The following is a 17106-nucleotide window of genomic DNA, read 5'->3' as shown; positions in this document are numbered from 1 at the left end:
ATTACTTACCACCCTTATCACCTGAGTAGAACACCCAGTACTTCGATGATTTGAATGAAATCGCTGTAAAAATCGCCACAGCAACAAACAACACCCAAGCAAGCGCACTGCCATAGCCAAGATCGAAATACTTGAATGCCGTCTCATAGATATAAAGTGAGAACAAATATGTCGATTTAGCAGGACCACCACCAGTAATAACATACGGCGCGGTAAACTCTTGGAACGCCTGAGTCGTCTGCATGATGAAGTTGAAGAAGATAACGGGAGTAATAAGAGGCACAGTAATCTTGGTAAACATCTGCCATTTAGACGCACCATCAATCATTGCTGCTTCATACTGAGATTGCGGCACGCTTTGCAGTGCAGCTAAGAAGATCACCATAGCCGAACCAAATTGCCAAACACGCAACAAGGTGACAGAGAACATGGCAAAAACAGGTTCACCCAACCAAGAAATCGCTTCGACCCCAAAGATGCCCAAAAAGCTATTTAGCAAGCCATCAAGAGAGAATATCGCGCGCCACAATACCGCTATCGCCACACTACTTCCGAGAATGGAAGGAATGTAATAAGCGGTGCGGAAGAACTTAATACCGCGAAGCTTGAAGTTCAGCACGAAGGCAATAAAGAGTGCGAAGGCAAGTTTTAGCGGAATGGTCAGAAACACATACGCAAACGTGACCCCCATAGATTGGTAGAAAGTATCGTCATCCATCATATAACGATAATTATCTAAGCCAATGTACTCTGGCGGATTGATCAGATCATAGTCAGTAAAGCTAATGATCAAGGATGAGAGGAAGGGAAACGCTGTAAATACAAGAAGCCCTATTATGTAAGGACTAATGTACAGCAACCCTAAACGCTTATTTTCATACATAGTTTTTAACTCTGAATGTTATTTTTATTTGACGTTGTGAAAACATACTAGAAGAACAATAAAAAAATAACAATACTTAATTATTTTTTTCAAAACACTTTTTCATTTTTATTGGTGAATAAATATAAAATAGGTGTTAATCTGCTCTCATTAAGTGTTTAGACAAGTAAAAATCTGGCTAGCAAACGCTCGTCTTACTCAGAAATCTAAAGACAGGAAAAGAGCACAAGCTCAGCAGAAACGAGAAAAAACAAGAATAAGAGAGGAAATCATGTCACTTGGTACCACTACATCTTTGGCATTTAAACGTACAACCGATGAAAAGACAGGGTCTATCGTTACTCAGCTAACGCCTGATAGCGGTGTATGTCATCGAAATTATTTCTATCAAAAATGCTTCACAGAAGATGGGAATAAACTGCTTATCTCTGCCAATTTCGATTCAAACAGAAACTACCATCTTTTAGATTTACAAAATGAAACGGCCATACAGCTGACTGAAGGCAAAGGCGATAATGTGTTTGGTGGCTTTCTTACTACACAAGATGACGCGCTGATCTTTGTAAAAAACAACAAACAGCTCATTCGTGTTGATATAAAAAACCAAGAACACAGTGTTTTATATGAAGTGGCTAAAGGCTGGGTGGGCTATGGCACTTGGGTGCCAAATTCAGATTGTACAAAAGTGGTTGCGATAGAAATCAAAGATACGGATTACATGGACTTAGATAGCTGGGAAAAATTTGCTCAGTTCTATCATCAAAAACCACGTTGTCGCTTAATCTCAATCGATCTTAAAACAGGTCAGCGCACCACCATCTTTGAAGAAAATATCTGGCTTGGCCATCCTCTGTATCGCCCAAATGATGATAACACCATCGCTTTTTGTCACGAAGGCCCACACGATTTAGTCGAAACACGTATGTGGATGATTGATGAAAACGGCGACAACATGCGCAAGGTCTACGAGCAAAGCGAAGAAGAATCTTGTACCCACGAATTTTTCGTTCCTGATGGTTCAAAAATGATGTTTGTGTCTTATCGACCCAATACAGACAAGCGCCAGCTTTGCTCTGTAGATGCAACAAGCCTGGCATTTAAAGTAGAAGCAGAAATGCCTGCGTGCAGTCATTTGATGAGCAACTACGACGGTACTTTAGTGGTGGGCGATGGTTCAGGTACACCGGTTGACGTGTCAAATCATGATGGGCATAAGATAGAAAACGATCCTAACTTATATTTGATCGATCTGTCTGATGCCAGCATTCGACCTATTACAGAACACAATACAAGCTGGGAAGTTTTAAACGGTGATCGCCAGATCAACCACCCTCACCCATCTTTCACACCAGACAATAAGTCAGTACTTTACAGCTCGGACGTAAATGGCACACCAGCTATTTACCTAGCCACCCTGTAATGTAAGCACTGACTTTTTAAAAGCGTTACTCTCAGCACTGTTTTGCCTAGCTATGTTTCGTTCATGTTCCATAGCTAGGCTTTTTTATTTCTAATTATTCCACAGTAACGGATTTTGCTAAGTTACGAGGTTGATCAACGTCGGTGCCTTTTACAACAGCAACATGGTAAGACAACAACTGCAGCGGGATTGTGTGAACAATCGGTTCTAGGATGCTGTCTACTTTTGGCACTTCGGTGAAAATGATATTGTCTTCGTTATGAAGATCTGTGTCTTTATCTGCAAAAACGTACAATTCACCACCACGAGCCGCCACTTCTTGTAAATTGGACTTAAGTTTGTCCAACATATCGTTGTGGGGAACTAGTGCAATGATTGGCATATTTTCATCAACCAAAGCCAATGGGCCGTGCTTTAGTTCACCCGCTGGATAAGCTTCCGCATGAATATAGGAAATTTCTTTTAGCTTCAGCGAACCTTCTAGCGCAATTGGAAACATGGTGCCACGCCCCAAAAATAGCGCATTGGTTTTATTAGCAAACCGATCAGCAACCGTCTTAATGTGAGCATCTTCTAAAAGCGCAGCATTAACATAAGCAGGTAAAGAACGCATAGCTTGTACAAGCTCCTTTTCTCTTTCTGCTGACAGGCCGTTTTCTACTGCAATCGCCACACTGGTAATCAATAATGCAGTTAGCTGAGTAGTAAATGCCTTGGTAGATGCCACACCAATTTCTGGGCCCGCGTTCGTTAACAAAGTAAGTGCTGACTCACGTACCAGCGTGCTAGATGGCACGTTACAGATAGCTAGGGTGGTTAAATAACCCAGTTCTTTTGCCATACGTAATGCCGCTAATGTATCAGCTGTTTCACCAGATTGTGACAAGGTCAAAAACAAGGTTTTCTTCGGCACAGCCACTTTGCGATAACGATATTCACTGGCTACTTCAACACTACATGGCAAACCAGCTAAGTCTTCAATCCAGTATTTTGCTACCATGCCAGCATGGTAGCTGGTGCCACAAGCAACGATGTGGATATTTTCAACTTCTTTTAGGAAATCAGAATCTGCACCAAAGCAGCTAGTTAATACTTTATTTTCACTGATACGACCTTCTAGACAAGCGCTAATCACTTTAGGCTGCTCGTAGATTTCTTTCATCATGTAATGGCGAAATTCACCTTTATCAGTGGCATCTACGTTGTGGTTAAACACGCTAATTGGGCGATCCTGTAGTTCACCTTTAGCATCGTAAATTGACACTTGATCACGACTTACTTCAACAACATCACCTTCTTCTAAGAAGATAAATTGATCAGTAACATGCAATAACGCAAGCTGGTCGGACGCAACAAAGTTTTCTTCAATACCAACGCCAACCACAAGCGGACTGCCTTTTCGAGCGGCAATAAAACGATCATTATCGTCTTTTTGAACAACACCAATAGCGAACGCGCCATGCAATTGTGTTAACGTCGCTTGTACGGCTTTCAATAAATCTGGCTGTGTTTTCAGGGCATCATGAATAAGGTGAACAATGACTTCGGTATCCGTTTCAGATTTGAATTCATAGCCTTTGGCTTTTAATTCACGACGTAATGGTTCGTGGTTTTCAATAATACCGTTATGCACCAAAGCAAGATCATCACCCGAAAAGTGTGGATGGGCATTGGCTTCTGTTGGTTTGCCATGGGTCGCCCAACGAGTGTGAGCAATGCCCATTTTGCCATCTAATGGCTCTGCCTCGAATTTGTCTTTTAATGCTTGAACTTTGCCAACGGCACGGTGTGAAAACACACCTTCTTCGTTGTTAATTGCAATACCGGAAGAATCATAACCACGGTATTCAAGACGGCTTAGGCCTTCAATTAAAATCTTTGATACGTTACGACGAGCAATGGCGCCAACTATTCCGCACATGTGAGAATCCTTTTTTGAGTCTACTAAAGGGGTCAGATCCCTTAAAAAATAAAGCTTCATTCAGCTCGAAAAAATTCGTTAAAGGGATCTGACCCCTTTGCAGTAACGGCGACCCGTTACTTTTTGGTTGGTCGAGGCCAGTTGTCTTTGTTAGTTTGTCGCGCTCTAGCGAAAGCTAATTGCTTCTCGCCCACTTGTTTGGTGATGGTCGAGCCCGCCGCGATAGTGGCGCCTTCCGCTACTTGCACTGGTGCGACTAACGAGGTGTTAGAACCGATAAAAACATTATCGGCCACTTGCGTTAGATGTTTATTCACGCCATCGTAATTACAAGTAATAGTGCCCGCACCAACGTTCACGTTCGCCCCCATTTCTGTATCACCGATATAGCTCAAATGATTGACCTTGCTGCCTTCACCGATGCGGGCTTTTTTGGTTTCGACAAAGTTACCGATTTTCGCTTTATTGGCAAGCTGGGTGCCAGGGCGCAAACGAGCAAATGGCCCGATATCGCAGTCTTCACCAACTTCGCTCTCTTCGATTAGCGTGTTGCTTTTAATAATAGTATTGTCACCAATGGTGCAATTTTTAAGATGGCAATTTGCTCCAACTTCAACGCCAGTCCCCAGCACTACCTTACCTTCAAATATGCAATTAACGTCGATAATGACATCTTGGCCGGTAATCAATTCACCGCGAATATCAATGCGAGAAGGATCTAACAAGGTTGCCCCATTTTGCATAAGGCTGATGGCCTGCTGACTTTGTAACTCGCGCTCTAACGCTGCAAGTTGGACACGATCATTAACACCAGCCACTTCAGCTTCGTTTTCTGGATTCACGGTGACAATATCCACACCATCACGAGCCGCCATGGCGATTATATCAGTCAAATAATATTCGCCTTGGGCGTTATTATTCGTTAAGGCAGCAAGCCAACCTTGTAGATGATTATTCGGTGCCAACAGAATCCCCGTGTTCACTTCCTTAATAGCCAGCTGGCTTTCTGAGGCATCTTTTTGCTCGACGATCGCAGTTACCTTACCTTGATCACTACGCACAATACGGCCATAACCTATTGGGTTATCAAGGGATATCGTCAATAAAACTAAGGTATTAGAAGTCGACAGAGACGTCATTTTTTCTAATGTGCTGGCACGAATAAGCGGAACATCGCCATAAAGAGTTAATGTCGCACCATCAGCTTGAAGGAAAGGCGCGACGCGACGCAATGCATCACCGGTTCCTTGAGGGTCATTTTGCCAAACAATATTGGCTGAAAAATCCTGACAATTTGCCTCGACCTGTTCGCCTTGGTGACCAACAACAAGGTGCAATTTAGAATCTGCTAAAGTATTTGCCGTCGCCAGTACTCGCCTAACCATAGCGACGCCACCAACTTTGTGTAATACCTTAGAGAGAGCGGATTTCATTCGGCTACCTTTTCCAGCAGCGAGAATTACGATGTCCTGAGTCATGAGGCTTCCTTGTGTCGATGTCTATAAATAATGAATAAATTAAGGATGGCAGCTATTAGACCTTTTTGCCAAAAACGCCACAACCCAAATTGTCACAAAAAAAATGACAATTTTTATAAAAAATTATAAATCGATGATTTTAAAAGCTTCTAGGCAAGGTAAAAGCAAAGATTGTCAGGAAATAATCAATATGATGTTGGCGCGTTACATTACAACATTAGCAGTATAAAATACCCGCCTAATATTAATAACAAGCATTCTCAGATGATTTTCACATCACAAGAAATCAAGGATTAACATGGGCCAAATCTGCCAACCTAAGCAACTTGATGAGCTTTATAACGAGGCTCATCCTTTAGCATTGAAAAAAGAAATTGATGAACTAGAAAAACACTCAATCGCCTTCATAGAGCACTGCCCTTTTATTATCATGTCGACAAAGGATAAAAATGGCTTTGCAGACGTGTCACCTCGTGGGGGAGATGCTGGATTTGTTAAAGTGCTGGACTCGAAGACCATAGCATTTGCAGACACAGCGGGTAACAATCGCTTAGATAGTTTGAGAAATATTGTAGAAAGACCTGAAGCAGGCCTGCTTTTTATGATTCCAGGTATCGGCGAGGTTGTGCGCATAAAAGGCAGAGCAAGCCTACATACTGACAACGACACATTAAATTTGTTTGCTGAAAATAATAAACCACCAAAACTGGTGATTAAAATAAGTGTGCACAAATTACTTTTTCATTGCCCCAAAGCCATTGCTGTTGCAAAACTATGGAGCGATGAAAATAAGGTAGAACGTGCATTCCTACCATCACTTTTGAGCATCATTCAAGATCAAACCAAAGAGTAAAATTAGGATTGATCTAGGACTGGGAAGGAATAGATGAACGTCTTGGGCAAGCATTACATTCAGCCTGAAGGAGTTCCACTAGAAGTCTCGTAGCAGGGCCGGTTCGCTCACCTTTGCCAAAGATGGCATACATATGAAAATTGCGCTCACTACCAGAGATCAATTTCAGCTTTTTGAGCTTACCGCTTTGCAAGGCGTATTCTAAATCGGCCTTTGGTAGCCACGCGAAGCCTATGCCGCTAGTCACAATTTCTAAAGCGGATTGCACACTCGATACCGTCCAACGTCGATCAGCACCAAGCCAACCAGCATCAATAGAGCTTTCAGATGCCGAGTCTCGAATAACAATTTGTAATTCTCGGCTCAAGCGCTCGTTATTAATAGGGTCTGCTTCTTGATGCAAAGGGTGACTCGTCGCCGCTACCGCGATCATTTCCACTTCAACAATAGGGTCAGCCAAATAACCTTTTGGGACGATAGAACTTAGCACCAAATCTGGACTACCTTTTCGCAGTGCCTCTTCACCGCCACTTAATACCGCTTCTTTAAGCTGAACTTGCGTTCCTTGGCTTTGTGGCTCGAAAGCTTGTAAGGCGCGAAGCAAGGCCGGTGTTGGAAAGGCTTGATCAACCACTAGCTCCAATTCAGGCTCCCAACCTTGTCCCAGTGTGTGAGCCAGCTCTTCAAGATCAACGGCTTCTTTTAACAAATGCCTTGAGCGACGTAACAAAACTTCGCCGCGCTCTGTTAGCTTGGCTTTTCGCCCTTCAATAATTAGCAACGGATAACCTAGCTGTTCTTGAAGCTTCGCTACTGTATAGCTGACAGAAGATTGGCTTTTATGAAGCGCTTCTGCGGCTTGGGCAAAACCACCTTTATCGACAACAGATTGCAGTACTCGCCATTGCTCTAGGGTTACTCTCGGGGCTTTCAAGAAAATTCTCTTATATAAAGTATATGAAAGATAAATATATCGTATTTTTCGATCAATATCTCCAAAAAATGTCACTTTTTAATCGAATAATTTGGTTATAAGATGGCTTTATTATCAAGTGACGAGCCATCTTGGCTCACTTAAGATTACCGAGGAGAAATTATTACAATGGCTACTTTATTACGTATCGACTCTAGCGCTTCTGGCGAAAACTCTAAATCACGTCAACTAGCAAACGAATTTGTTGCAAAATGGTTAGCGAAAAATCCTGAAGGCAAAGTCGTTGCTCGTGATGTGACAGCAAATCCACTACCGCATTTCACTGGCGAGACATTAGGCGCTTTGTTTACTCCTGAAGCTGATCGCTCTGCTGAACAACAAGCGATTGCTGCGATTGGTGATGAACTAATTACTGAGCTAGAAGCTGCTGATGTGGTTATCGTTTCAGCTCCTATGTACAACTTCGGCATTCCTTCTACATTGAAGTCTTACTTTGACTATATTGCTCGTGCAGGCCGTACATTTAAATACACTGAAACAGGTCCTGTTGGTCTGGTAAACAAAGATGCTTATATTTTTGCAGCAAGCGGCAGCCTACTAGCTGGCACTCCAGTTGACCACCAAGTACCACATATTCAAACATTCCTAGGCTTCATAGGCCTAAATGTAAAAGAAACTTTCATTGCTGGCGGTCAAGCACTTGGCGAACCAGGCGAAGAATCTTTCAACCAAGCAAAAGCGCAAATCGCCGTTGCTGTTTAAGGTTAACTTTTATCCCTTTTAAGTTAGTTTTACTGGTTACACTCCAAAACCGATTAGAATTTTCTAATCGGTTTTTTTAGGTCCTTTCAATTAAAGCCCATTGGCTTTCAGAGCAATACGCTTGCGCTGCACGTCCACTTCTAACACGGTGACATTGACCACTTGACCCACTCGTACTAAATCCCTTGGGTCTTTAACAAACCGATTTGCCAATTGCGAAATATGAATCAATCCATCTTGATGCACACCCAAATCAACAAAGGCACCAAATGCCGCCACATTAGTCACAACACCTTCTAACGTCATACCTTCCTGCACATCTTCAAGTTTTTGTACGCTATGATCAAAAGACGCATAGCGGAACTCTGGCCGTGGGTCTCGCCCTGGCTTCACAAGCTCATTGAGAATATCCGTATAAGTAAAGTCTCCGGCTTGAGCAAAGCTTGGCGCCATTTGCTTGAGCTGCTGCAAGGCAGCACTATTGTTAAGTAAGTCTTTCGCTTTTAGTTTCAAATGCGCAGCCATTTGCTGTACTAAAGGGTAGGATTCAGGATGTACACCGGACTGATCCAAGGCTTCTTTACCATTTAATATTCTTAAAAAGCCAGCACACTGCTCAAAGCATTTTTCACCGATGCCTTTTATCTTTAACAGCTCGCTTCTAGACTCGATTCGCCCTTTCTGCTGACGATAATCCACAATATTTTGGGCCAGCCGATTGGTTAAACCAGAAACGTAAGACAATAAAGAAACCGAGGCGAGGTTAATATCTACGCCAACACGGTTCACACAATCTTCAACCACATTGGCAAGGGATTTAGATAACTGAGATACTTTCACGTCATGTTGATATTGACCAACCCCTATTGCTTGCGGATCAATTTTTACCAATTCAGCAAGTGGATCTTGAAAACGACGGGCAATGGAAACCGCGCCTCGTATTGTGACATCCAAATCTGGAAATTCCTGTATTGCTATTGGCGAAGCAGAATACACAGAGGCGCCTGCTTCACTGACAACCACCGCGCGACAATCTAGATTCGATTCAGTAATAAGGGCTTTAACTAACCCCTCGGTCTCTCGTGAAGCGGTACCGTTACCTATCGCCACCCAACCGATACGATGCTGATGAATTAACTTAGATAATATTGCATTCGCTTCTTGTGTACGATTCTGAGGTCCATGGGGATAAATAACACCGTGATCTAACAATGAGCCTTGCTCATCGATCACAGCCAGTTTAACACCATTACGAAAGCCTGGATCGACACCTAATACTCGATAAGCGCCTGCTGGGGCAGCCATTAATAAATCTTGAAGATTATCAGCAAAAACCTGAATAGCTCCCTCTTCCGCTCGGTCTTTCAATTGTGCAAGAACATCTGTTTCTAATTTGGGTAAAAGTTTATTTTCCCAAGCCGTATTTAAATACTTACGCTGTACAGGCGTCACTCTATGAGACGCCGATTCGTTAGTATCAAGCAATTGATTAAAATGAGGAAATATTAATATGCTAGGAAAGTTTTCTTCATTTTTTAAGGAGACACTCAACTTTAGTATGGACTCTTTTTTCCCTCTAAAGAGAGCAAGCAAACGATGAGGAGGCACCTTATTAATTGCTTCTTGATAATCAAAATAATCTCTAAATTTCTCACCTTGTTCTTTTTTACCTCGTAAAACCCGACTGGTTAAAAGACCGTCTTTGAGTAATACTTCGCGGCCCTTTTTTAGAACATCACTGTCATTTGCAATGGTTTCATTCAATATTTCAGTTACACCCTCTAACGCTGACGCCGCTGATAGCACAATGTTATTTTGCTTACACCATGCCTCAACTGCAGATATGGTGTCTGAACGCTGACCAGTCCATATCTGTGCTGCAAGAGGCTCTAGCCCATGCTCTTTTGCTTCATCCGCTTTGGTCTTACGGGTTTTCTTAAACGGCGAGTACAGATCCTCTAGCTCATTTTTAGAAATGGCATTTTGTATTTTTCTTCTTATGGAATCCGATACATTCTGGTCTTCTGCTAATAACGAAAGAATACTTTCTTTACGTTTTTTTAATTCTACTAAATACTGCCACCTATCAAAAAAAGAGCGTAAATCCATATCGCTCATACCACCCGTATTTTCTTTTCTGTACCGAGCAATGAATGGCACAGTTGCGCCATCTTCAAATAATTGAATAATATTATCGCTGTACTTTTTTAATATAGAAAACTCTAAGCTTAAGTTATCTGATATGGAATTCATTTATTACCCTATTATTTACACTTTTCTAACAGTTTAAACACGTTATTTGATTAGCATCTTAAGTTATTTTTTATTAAAATCCACACTCAAACTTGAAATAGTATAAAATTACATCACAATGTACTGACAGCAATTCAATGTTTTTTACAGGCATGAATTAATATTGAGTTTGCAATACAAGATAAACATTCATTTTCTTCTTTGGTTTAGATTCGCAGTCTGACTGAAAAGAGATTTTCTCTATCTTAGAAGACTTTAGATTTATTGATTTTAACACGCTACTGGGTGTAAAAGACGGATCTATTTTTCAGTACAGGACCAACCAGTTATATAAGAGACAACCAGTTCTTAACAGATAAATAGGGGACACCAATGAGTTTATTACTAGAATTAGCAGGCAACAAAGCGAAAGCACGTGCTGCTGCTAAAGAGTTGACCGTTGCTCAACTTGAAAACCTAATTGCAGGCTTCAACAATGCGCTTGAAAAAGCAAAAGAAGAAGAAGCTGCTCGTGATGCAGAACAAGCTCTTAAATCTGCTCGTGCAGAAGAAATTGCTAGCCTAATCGCTAAAAGCGGTCTAACTATGGAAGAAGTTGCATTGCTAACTACTCCAAAAGCTGGCGCAACAAAAGGCAAAACAGTTGAACCTAAATACCGTCTAAAAGTAGATGGCGAAACTCACGAGTGGACTGGCCGTGGCCGCACACCAAAAGTATTCCAAGAATACTTTGATGCAGGCAACAGCCGTGAAAGTGTAGAAATTAAATAATTTCAGCTTTCTCTGAATAATAAAAAAGCGACTCATTGAGTCGCTTTTTTATTGGCTAAACACTAGGTCGCTTAGCTGCTTTGTTTCGTATAAATCAAATCCCAAACACCGTGACCCAAACGCTCACCACGCTGTTCAAATTTAGTCAGAGGACGCCATTCTGGTCGAGGATGGTATAACCCCTTACCCGCTGCGTTCTGATAGCCTTCTTGGACTTCCATTACTTCCATCATATGTTCAGCATAAGGCTGCCAATCTGTTGCCATATGAAAATGTCCGCCATCTTTTAATACATTCGCTACTTGCTGAGCAAATAAAGGCTGAACAATACGACGCTTGTTGTGCTTCTTCTTATGCCAAGGATCAGGGAAGAACAACTGAAATGCACTGGCGGTTTTCTGCGGCAGACAATTCGCCATTACTTCAATCGCATCATCACAGTACACGCGTAAATTAGTGATACCTTCTTCTTTTGCTAGCATCATCAATTTAGCAACACCCGGTGGATGCACTTCAATACCGATAAAGTCTTTCTCTGGCGCATTCTTCGCCATTTCAACAAGGGAGGCGCCCATGCCAAAGCCCACTTCAAGCACCACGTCTGAGTCACGACCAAACACGGCTGTATAGTCAATTCGACCATCAGCAAGATCCAAACCATATACGGCCCAGTTCGCATCGTAGTTCTTTTGCTGACCTTCGGTCATGCGACCACCGCGTACTACAAAACTACGAATGGTGCGTTTTTTGATAGGTTCTTGATTGTCTGTATTGTGCTCTTGCATGGAGTAATATCGCTTAAGTGTGTTCTATTTTAATTAACCTGAACAAAACTCAATCCGCTCGGCTGAGGTCAATCATTAATTTGTGATGGTTGTTCGGTAAGACTAGCGGGGCGCTATCCTACCGAAAAAAACAGGTGATGTCCTGTTTTTGTTTGCCAGTTTATGAAGGTACGTCGTGCTATTAGATCACACTCTCATAGCTTGATCGCCATAGACGTAATACCAAAAGCCCCCAAGCAATTAAGTAACACAAACCACCCAGCGGAGTGATCGCACCTAATATGGTATAACCCGTTAAGGCCATAATATATAAGCTGCCGGCAAATAACACATTGCCAACAAGAAGAAGTATCAGAATACTTTTACTTGAGGATAAATAAGCTGACAAGGCAACCACCACCAAACCAGCTAAAGCATGATACATAAGGTATTGGCTAGCAGTATGCCACCAACCTAACGCTTTCGGATCTAACATGTCCGTTAATGCATGGGCTCCAAACGCGCCAGCGGCAACAGATATAAAGGCTTGGGCAGCGAAAAAAGCACCCCACTTAAAAAGCAGTCGTATTGATTCTTTTTTTACCTGTTCTTTTTTTATCTGCTCTTGCTTGGAAAGAGATGAAGCTGGTTCAACATCGTGATAAGACATGAATTATTCCAATACATTTAAATAACCATTACTACCAATGGCGTAGTAACGATTACCCGAACCAAAAGCCAACGCTAATACACTCGCGCCACTAGGTCGACTCTTAGGCGTAAAAATTTCCCATTCTTTTTGGACAACCCCAGTACTAACTTGAACCAAAGATACTCGACTACTCACCTCACCAATAAGAATGGATCTGTCATCTTTTGAAAAAACCGCTTGGCTAATAGTAACGTTGCGGTACTTCAGAGCGCCGGTATCAATTTTAGTGAGTTCTTTACCTGTGCTAGTGGACCAAATTTTTGCATTACCCAGCTGGGCAGCACCAAACGCATATTTGCCATCAGCGGACAAAGCCACACTGCCAATAACATTACTTAAAGGCCACTGAAATTTTTTCTCACCAGTTTGCATATTCCACAAGATGACATTAGAAGAATCATCTCCGGTAATACCCAGCATGCCATCTGGTGTTATATCCACAGCACGAACGGTTGAACCTGTTCGCAAGGTTTGCTTAATACCACCACGCTTAATATCAAAAAACCGCGCAGTCTGATCATTTAAGCCGACTAATGCATAATCACCGTTTTGAGTCAGTTTCAAAGATTGAATATCACCAGGAGTGGTCCAGAAGCCGTCAGACTTACCGGTTGATGTATTCCAAAGAACTAAGGATCGCGCACCACCTGTTGCTGCGAATTGGCCGCTTGGATCAATATCAACACCAAGAAACGACGAATATTCGCCTTGTGCATGATTCCAACTGAAACGACGCTCATTAACAGCATTCACCCAGTAACTGCCGCCATGTTGAATAGAACCAATCAAAGCAGTGGTACCATCATCACTCAGCACAGCAGAATACAATCCCTGCACAGCATATTGAGCAGTTCGCACTGGCGCTTCTGCAGAGCAAGACAATAAAGCTACTGAACAGAAAGCAATTAAGCCAAGCTCAAGCGCTTTTTTCGCTGTGCGCTTCATGTAATTCCTTAATCAACTGATCTTCGTATTGAAACCGTTCAGCGATTACAACTGCCAAAGCCTGCAATGAAAAAGGCAACGCCTCAAGCTGAGCATTACAATGTTCTTTAGTATCGTATTTGTCGTTAAATTCGATAGCGACTTCTGTCGAACTATCAATCAGAGGCAACAATTTACGCAACAAAACAACAGCACCATCGTCATGAAATTCTTTCGCTTCAAGAGCTAACTGTTCATAGACAGTGAAATGACCTGCAGAAACATAATCCACCAGCAATTCACAAAATGATTGAATTTTAGGTGTATCGGTCGGCGTAAATTCACCGCGCTCACGTAAATACACGCCCATTTCAACCAATTGTCGGCGCTGCTCTAACCAGCGATCGATAATTATGTGCACTCCGCCCCATCGCTCTTGGGCTGTTTTACAACCTTCTAACATATGCAGACTCCATCAGGCGTTAATTATTATTAAAAATCTTTGTCTCAAGCATATTCCGATACGTTACCCCCTGCAAGGCGATATCCAGGGGGATTTGTAACCTTTTTATAGACCTTTATAGGATTATTGTGCCTGACCACATTGGGTTAAATGCAAACTCAAACAATCACTTTTAGGCAACTATTTTTTTGTTCGCACGCAATGCAATAACAATGTTTACGATAGCCATGCCAACAAAAGCAACTAATGTCCAACCAGGAATACTTAGGCCAAATAGTGTCCAAACGACATCACCACATTCACCAGTCCCCATCACCATAGCTTGCATAATTTCTTGCCATGGAAAAACTTCAAACATATAGCTCAACCCTGGCAAACAAGCTGGAAGCTCGTCCATTGGCAGGCTTTGTAAGTACAAATGACGAATGGCTAACGCCGCCCCAGCAAAAGATAAAACAACCACGACCCAAGAAAATACTTTTCTCGCTTTTTCACTCGCGGTTAAGGCGGATACCAAAGACACCACACCAACACAGAAAAAAACAATGCGCTGCAACATACATAATGGACAAGGCTCTAAGCCCATTTGATATTCCATATAAAAAGCTACGGCTAAAAGAGCAAAAGCCGCAAACGCAACCAAACCATGAAAACGACGGGCAGACAAAAACGAGAACATAGATAAAGATTCCTAAACTTACTAAATGGATATTTTAATGAATAACAAAACTTACGACAGCGGTAAATCAGTAAAGTGCGAAATTACTACTGACAGAAAGCTTTAATGACAGTTAGTATACTGTCTATTGGAACGAATACGAGAACCTAACATGTCATTGATGATGTCCTTATACCGTAAATCACGTCTATTTACTTTACTCTTACTTTGTAGCCTCACGGGGATGGCTGCGAACGCTGCAGAGGATGGTGCGCCAGCGGCGGCTTATATCGAATTACAACCTACTTTTGTCGTCAATCACCTTGGCAACGATGCTCGACTCAAATATATAAAAACCAGCATTAGCATTCGCACTGACGAGACTAAGAAAGACTTAATCGAAGCCAATATGCCTTTAGTCAGGGATGCATTAGTCATGTTTCTTAGCTCTCGCACGACAGAACAAGTCACTGGCGCGATAGCACGGGAGAAAACACGTGAAGAAGCGGCCATTGCAGTAAACGGCGCATTAAAAGAAGAAACTGGACTTGAGCCGGTGAAAGACATCTTATTCGCTAGCTTTGTCACTCAGTAAACAGTAAACAAAGCTTTGCTCGTTTAGCGCCCAATCTAAGAATCTAAACTACAAAAATGCCCCTTGCTAAATAATTGGCAAGGGGCATTTTTGTAGCAAGCTTGCTTAAAAAGATCTTTTTACAATGTCACAAGTAAATGTAAAAAAATCAATTAAAGTTCTTTAATATCATCTGGATCAACATATCCTGCAAGCTTATCTGTCGCTTCATTATTGAAAAACTTATCCATCTGCTCCATCACATATTTACGCGATTCAGGCTGCATCAAGTTCAACTGCTTTTCATTAATCATCATTGTTTGTAGCTGCTGCCATTCCTGCCAAGCTTGCTTAGAAACATTTTGCAATATCTCTTGGCCTTTTGCCCCAGGCAATGGCGCACGATCCAACGCCTCCATTTCTTTTTGGAACTTTTTACAAAAAACTGTATTCGACATAAGGGCCTCTCGCCGTCATCAATGTATAAAATGAATAATGGCGTTAACACGACAGAATTCAAGGTGCCGATTATTTATCGCCCTTTTAAATGCTGCAGTATTAATAACTCCGAAAAAGTCCAACAACAATAAACACCATAATCAGGACAAAAATCGATGGGCGCTTATAGATCAACCAAGCTAATCCTAAGCCTACAATGATAACGTCCACCCAACCGAGCAGACTCGATGTGCCAATCGGATAATACAAGGCAGCTAACAAAATCCCGACTACAGCGGCATTTAAACTCGCCACGGCAGAACGAAACCGAACATGATGCGACAAGCGCTGCCATGCAGCTTGGGCACTTAACATCAGCAGTAATCCGGATGAAAATACCGCTAAGGTAGCCACACCAGCCCAAAGCCAAACATTGCCACCCTCTGGCGTCACCGAAGCACCCAAAAAGCTCGCCATGGCAAACATGGGCCCGGGAACAGCCTGAGCAGCCGCGTAACCCAGCAATAAATCAGATTCAGGGGTTGGGACAAAAGTCGACAACATTGGTAGTACCACATGCCCGCCGCCGAACACTAAAGCCCCTGCGCGATAAAAACCGGCGAACAGACCACTCAATCCGCTATCTAGAAAAAAACTGACAATAAAGCCCACAACAGCAACGGCAAAAAAACACCAAGCAAAACGAATTTTAGGTAAAGACTCAGAAGCAGTTGGAACAATAGAAGAAGTTGCTAAAAAGCCCAAAAGCACAGCAATGAGCAGAACTGCCAAACTAGCAAAACCAGAAGGTGACAAGATAATAAATGCCGCACTAAACAAGGCTAGGCCAGCCATGATTTTACTCTGACAAAACGACCGCCACATACTGATACAAGCGTCTGCGACCACAACAACCGCAAGTAGCTTTAAGGCGTGTACAACAGAATCAAAAAAAACGTTGCCCTGCCAGTGATTACCAAATTGCGCCACTAATACCATGACAACAAAAGACGGCAAGGTAAAAGCAATAAAAGCAGCTATCGCACCAAGCAATCCAGCACGATGATAACCTAAAGCAAAACCAACTTGACTCGAACCTGGCCCAGGCACAATCTGGCTCAAAGCTACCCATTGAGCATACTGGGTTTCACTCGCCCACTGTTTGCGCTTAATAAAGGTCTGGTTGAAGTAACCAAGATGAGCAGTAGGCCCACCAAAACTGGTAAAGCCTAATAATAAGAAAGAAACAAAAACCTCTACGACGCGTTGAAAATATGAGAGGTTTTTATCTGTCATAG

The 17106-nt window shown here is 42.3% G+C and carries 17 protein-coding genes; 5 read left to right on the top strand and 12 right to left on the bottom strand.

The window, feature by feature from the left end; genetic code table 11:
- Position 1: 1 nt before the first annotated feature.
- Entirely contained in the window at positions 2-883 is an 882-nt protein-coding gene (locus CYL31_RS03850) for a carbohydrate ABC transporter permease (protein ID WP_011978601.1), read from the bottom strand.
- Positions 884-1154: 271 nt separating this feature from the next.
- Here CYL31_RS03850 and CYL31_RS03845 point away from each other — a divergent pair, with 271 nt between their 5' ends.
- Positions 1155-2303: an oligogalacturonate lyase family protein gene (locus CYL31_RS03845; RefSeq protein WP_212917657.1), complete on the top strand. Its 1149-nt coding sequence runs from the start codon at positions 1155-1157 to the stop codon at positions 2301-2303.
- Positions 2304-2397: 94 nt separating this feature from the next.
- Here the strand turns inward: CYL31_RS03845 and glmS are convergent, their stop codons facing one another.
- Together glmS and glmU are read right to left on the bottom strand one after the other, a co-directional pair.
- Positions 2398-4224, bottom strand: a complete 1827-nt coding sequence (gene glmS, locus CYL31_RS03840) for a glutamine--fructose-6-phosphate transaminase (isomerizing) (RefSeq protein ID WP_212917656.1) — start codon at positions 4222-4224, stop codon at positions 2398-2400.
- Positions 4225-4340: 116 nt separating this feature from the next.
- The gene (gene glmU, locus CYL31_RS03835) at positions 4341-5702 is read right to left on the bottom strand and encodes a bifunctional UDP-N-acetylglucosamine diphosphorylase/glucosamine-1-phosphate N-acetyltransferase GlmU (RefSeq protein WP_212917655.1); all 1362 of its coding nucleotides are present in this window, start codon (positions 5700-5702) and stop codon (positions 4341-4343) included.
- Between the two features lie 298 nt (positions 5703-6000).
- Here glmU and CYL31_RS03830 point away from each other — a divergent pair, with 298 nt between their 5' ends.
- Positions 6001-6555 carry an MSMEG_1061 family FMN-dependent PPOX-type flavoprotein gene (locus CYL31_RS03830; protein WP_212917654.1) on the top strand — a complete coding sequence of 185 codons (555 nt, stop codon included), beginning with the start codon at positions 6001-6003 and terminating at the stop codon, positions 6553-6555.
- 13 nt (positions 6556-6568) lie between these two features.
- On the opposite strand, the gene CYL31_RS03825 is transcribed toward CYL31_RS03830, so the two are convergent.
- Positions 6569-7489, bottom strand: coding sequence for a LysR family transcriptional regulator (locus tag CYL31_RS03825; protein ID WP_212917653.1), 921 nt, complete (start codon positions 7487-7489; stop codon positions 6569-6571).
- 168 nt (positions 7490-7657) lie between these two features.
- Here CYL31_RS03825 and CYL31_RS03820 point away from each other — a divergent pair, with 168 nt between their 5' ends.
- Positions 7658-8251 (top strand): FMN-dependent NADH-azoreductase, encoded by a 594-nt coding sequence (locus tag CYL31_RS03820; protein WP_212917652.1) that lies wholly within the window; start codon positions 7658-7660, stop codon positions 8249-8251.
- 90 nt (positions 8252-8341) lie between these two features.
- Here CYL31_RS03820 and CYL31_RS03815 read toward each other — a convergent pair whose 3' ends face one another.
- Positions 8342-10504 carry a Tex family protein gene (locus CYL31_RS03815; RefSeq protein ID WP_212917651.1) on the bottom strand — a complete coding sequence of 721 codons (2163 nt, stop codon included), beginning with the start codon at positions 10502-10504 and terminating at the stop codon, positions 8342-8344.
- Positions 10505-10876: 372 nt separating this feature from the next.
- Between CYL31_RS03815 and CYL31_RS03810 the strand changes: the two genes are divergently transcribed.
- The gene (locus CYL31_RS03810; RefSeq protein ID WP_212917650.1) at positions 10877-11275 is read left to right on the top strand and encodes an H-NS histone family protein; all 399 of its coding nucleotides are present in this window, start codon (positions 10877-10879) and stop codon (positions 11273-11275) included.
- A gap of 71 nt (positions 11276-11346) precedes the next feature.
- Here the strand turns inward: CYL31_RS03810 and trmB are convergent, their stop codons facing one another.
- From trmB to CYL31_RS03785, 5 genes are all read right to left on the bottom strand, one after another.
- On the bottom strand, positions 11347-12060 hold the full coding sequence (gene trmB, locus CYL31_RS03805; RefSeq protein ID WP_212917649.1) for a tRNA (guanosine(46)-N7)-methyltransferase TrmB: 714 nt from the start codon (positions 12058-12060) through the stop codon (positions 11347-11349).
- Positions 12061-12241: 181 nt separating this feature from the next.
- Complete coding sequence (locus CYL31_RS03800) at positions 12242-12709, bottom strand: DUF423 domain-containing protein (RefSeq protein ID WP_212917648.1); 468 nt, start codon at positions 12707-12709, stop codon at positions 12242-12244.
- Positions 12710-12712: 3 nt separating this feature from the next.
- A complete protein-coding gene (locus CYL31_RS03795; RefSeq protein WP_212917647.1) occupies positions 12713-13696 on the bottom strand; it encodes a WD40 repeat domain-containing protein in 984 nt (327 codons plus the stop codon).
- Positions 13668-14138, bottom strand: a complete 471-nt coding sequence (gene rsd, locus CYL31_RS03790) for a sigma D regulator (RefSeq protein WP_212917646.1) — start codon at positions 14136-14138, stop codon at positions 13668-13670. The genes CYL31_RS03795 and rsd overlap by 29 nt, the downstream gene beginning before the upstream one ends.
- Positions 14139-14310: 172 nt before the next feature.
- Complete coding sequence (locus CYL31_RS03785) at positions 14311-14817, bottom strand: disulfide bond formation protein B (protein ID WP_212917645.1); 507 nt, start codon at positions 14815-14817, stop codon at positions 14311-14313.
- A gap of 151 nt (positions 14818-14968) precedes the next feature.
- On the opposite strand from CYL31_RS03785, the gene CYL31_RS03780 reads away from it, so the two are divergent.
- Positions 14969-15391 carry a flagellar basal body-associated FliL family protein gene (locus tag CYL31_RS03780; protein WP_212917644.1) on the top strand — a complete coding sequence of 141 codons (423 nt, stop codon included), beginning with the start codon at positions 14969-14971 and terminating at the stop codon, positions 15389-15391.
- A 152-nt stretch (positions 15392-15543) separates the two neighbouring features.
- On the opposite strand, the gene CYL31_RS03775 is transcribed toward CYL31_RS03780, so the two are convergent.
- Positions 15544-15828, bottom strand: a complete 285-nt coding sequence (locus tag CYL31_RS03775; protein WP_212917643.1) for an oxidative damage protection protein — start codon at positions 15826-15828, stop codon at positions 15544-15546.
- 100 nt (positions 15829-15928) lie between these two features.
- A complete protein-coding gene (chrA, locus tag CYL31_RS03770; RefSeq protein ID WP_212917642.1) occupies positions 15929-17104 on the bottom strand; it encodes a chromate efflux transporter in 1176 nt (391 codons plus the stop codon).
- Between the last annotated feature and the right edge of the window lie 2 nt (positions 17105-17106).

The sequence above is a fragment of the Marinomonas sp. A3A genome (assembly GCF_018336955.1).
In the GTDB taxonomy this organism is placed as follows: domain Bacteria; phylum Pseudomonadota; class Gammaproteobacteria; order Pseudomonadales; family Marinomonadaceae; genus Marinomonas; species Marinomonas lutimaris.
Note: the sequence above shows the minus strand (reverse complement) of the source record. Positions and strands in the feature narration are given on the sequence as shown.

Bases quoted from the DNA above. Each gene is read 5' to 3' on its own strand.
- CYL31_RS03850 (WP_011978601.1), bottom strand. From the start codon at position 883: ATGTATGAAAATAAGCGTTTAGGGTTGCTGTACATTAGTCCTTACATA.
- CYL31_RS03845 (WP_212917657.1), top strand. From the start codon at position 1,155: ATGTCACTTGGTACCACTACATCTTTGGCATTTAAACGTACAACCGAT.
- glmS (WP_212917656.1), bottom strand. From the start codon at position 4,224: ATGTGCGGAATAGTTGGCGCCATTGCTCGTCGTAACGTATCAAAGATT.
- glmU (WP_212917655.1), bottom strand. From the start codon at position 5,702: ATGACTCAGGACATCGTAATTCTCGCTGCTGGAAAAGGTAGCCGAATG.
- CYL31_RS03830 (WP_212917654.1), top strand. From the start codon at position 6,001: ATGGGCCAAATCTGCCAACCTAAGCAACTTGATGAGCTTTATAACGAG.
- CYL31_RS03820 (WP_212917652.1), top strand. From the start codon at position 7,658: ATGGCTACTTTATTACGTATCGACTCTAGCGCTTCTGGCGAAAACTCT.
- CYL31_RS03815 (WP_212917651.1), bottom strand. From the start codon at position 10,504: ATGAATTCCATATCAGATAACTTAAGCTTAGAGTTTTCTATATTAAAA.
- CYL31_RS03810 (WP_212917650.1), top strand. From the start codon at position 10,877: ATGAGTTTATTACTAGAATTAGCAGGCAACAAAGCGAAAGCACGTGCT.
- trmB (WP_212917649.1), bottom strand. From the start codon at position 12,060: ATGCAAGAGCACAATACAGACAATCAAGAACCTATCAAAAAACGCACC.
- CYL31_RS03800 (WP_212917648.1), bottom strand. From the start codon at position 12,709: ATGTCTTATCACGATGTTGAACCAGCTTCATCTCTTTCCAAGCAAGAG.
- CYL31_RS03795 (WP_212917647.1), bottom strand. From the start codon at position 13,696: ATGAAGCGCACAGCGAAAAAAGCGCTTGAGCTTGGCTTAATTGCTTTC.
- rsd (WP_212917646.1), bottom strand. From the start codon at position 14,138: ATGTTAGAAGGTTGTAAAACAGCCCAAGAGCGATGGGGCGGAGTGCAC.
- CYL31_RS03785 (WP_212917645.1), bottom strand. From the start codon at position 14,817: ATGTTCTCGTTTTTGTCTGCCCGTCGTTTTCATGGTTTGGTTGCGTTT.
- CYL31_RS03780 (WP_212917644.1), top strand. From the start codon at position 14,969: ATGTCATTGATGATGTCCTTATACCGTAAATCACGTCTATTTACTTTA.
- CYL31_RS03775 (WP_212917643.1), bottom strand. From the start codon at position 15,828: ATGTCGAATACAGTTTTTTGTAAAAAGTTCCAAAAAGAAATGGAGGCG.
- chrA (WP_212917642.1), bottom strand. From the start codon at position 17,104: ATGACAGATAAAAACCTCTCATATTTTCAACGCGTCGTAGAGGTTTTT.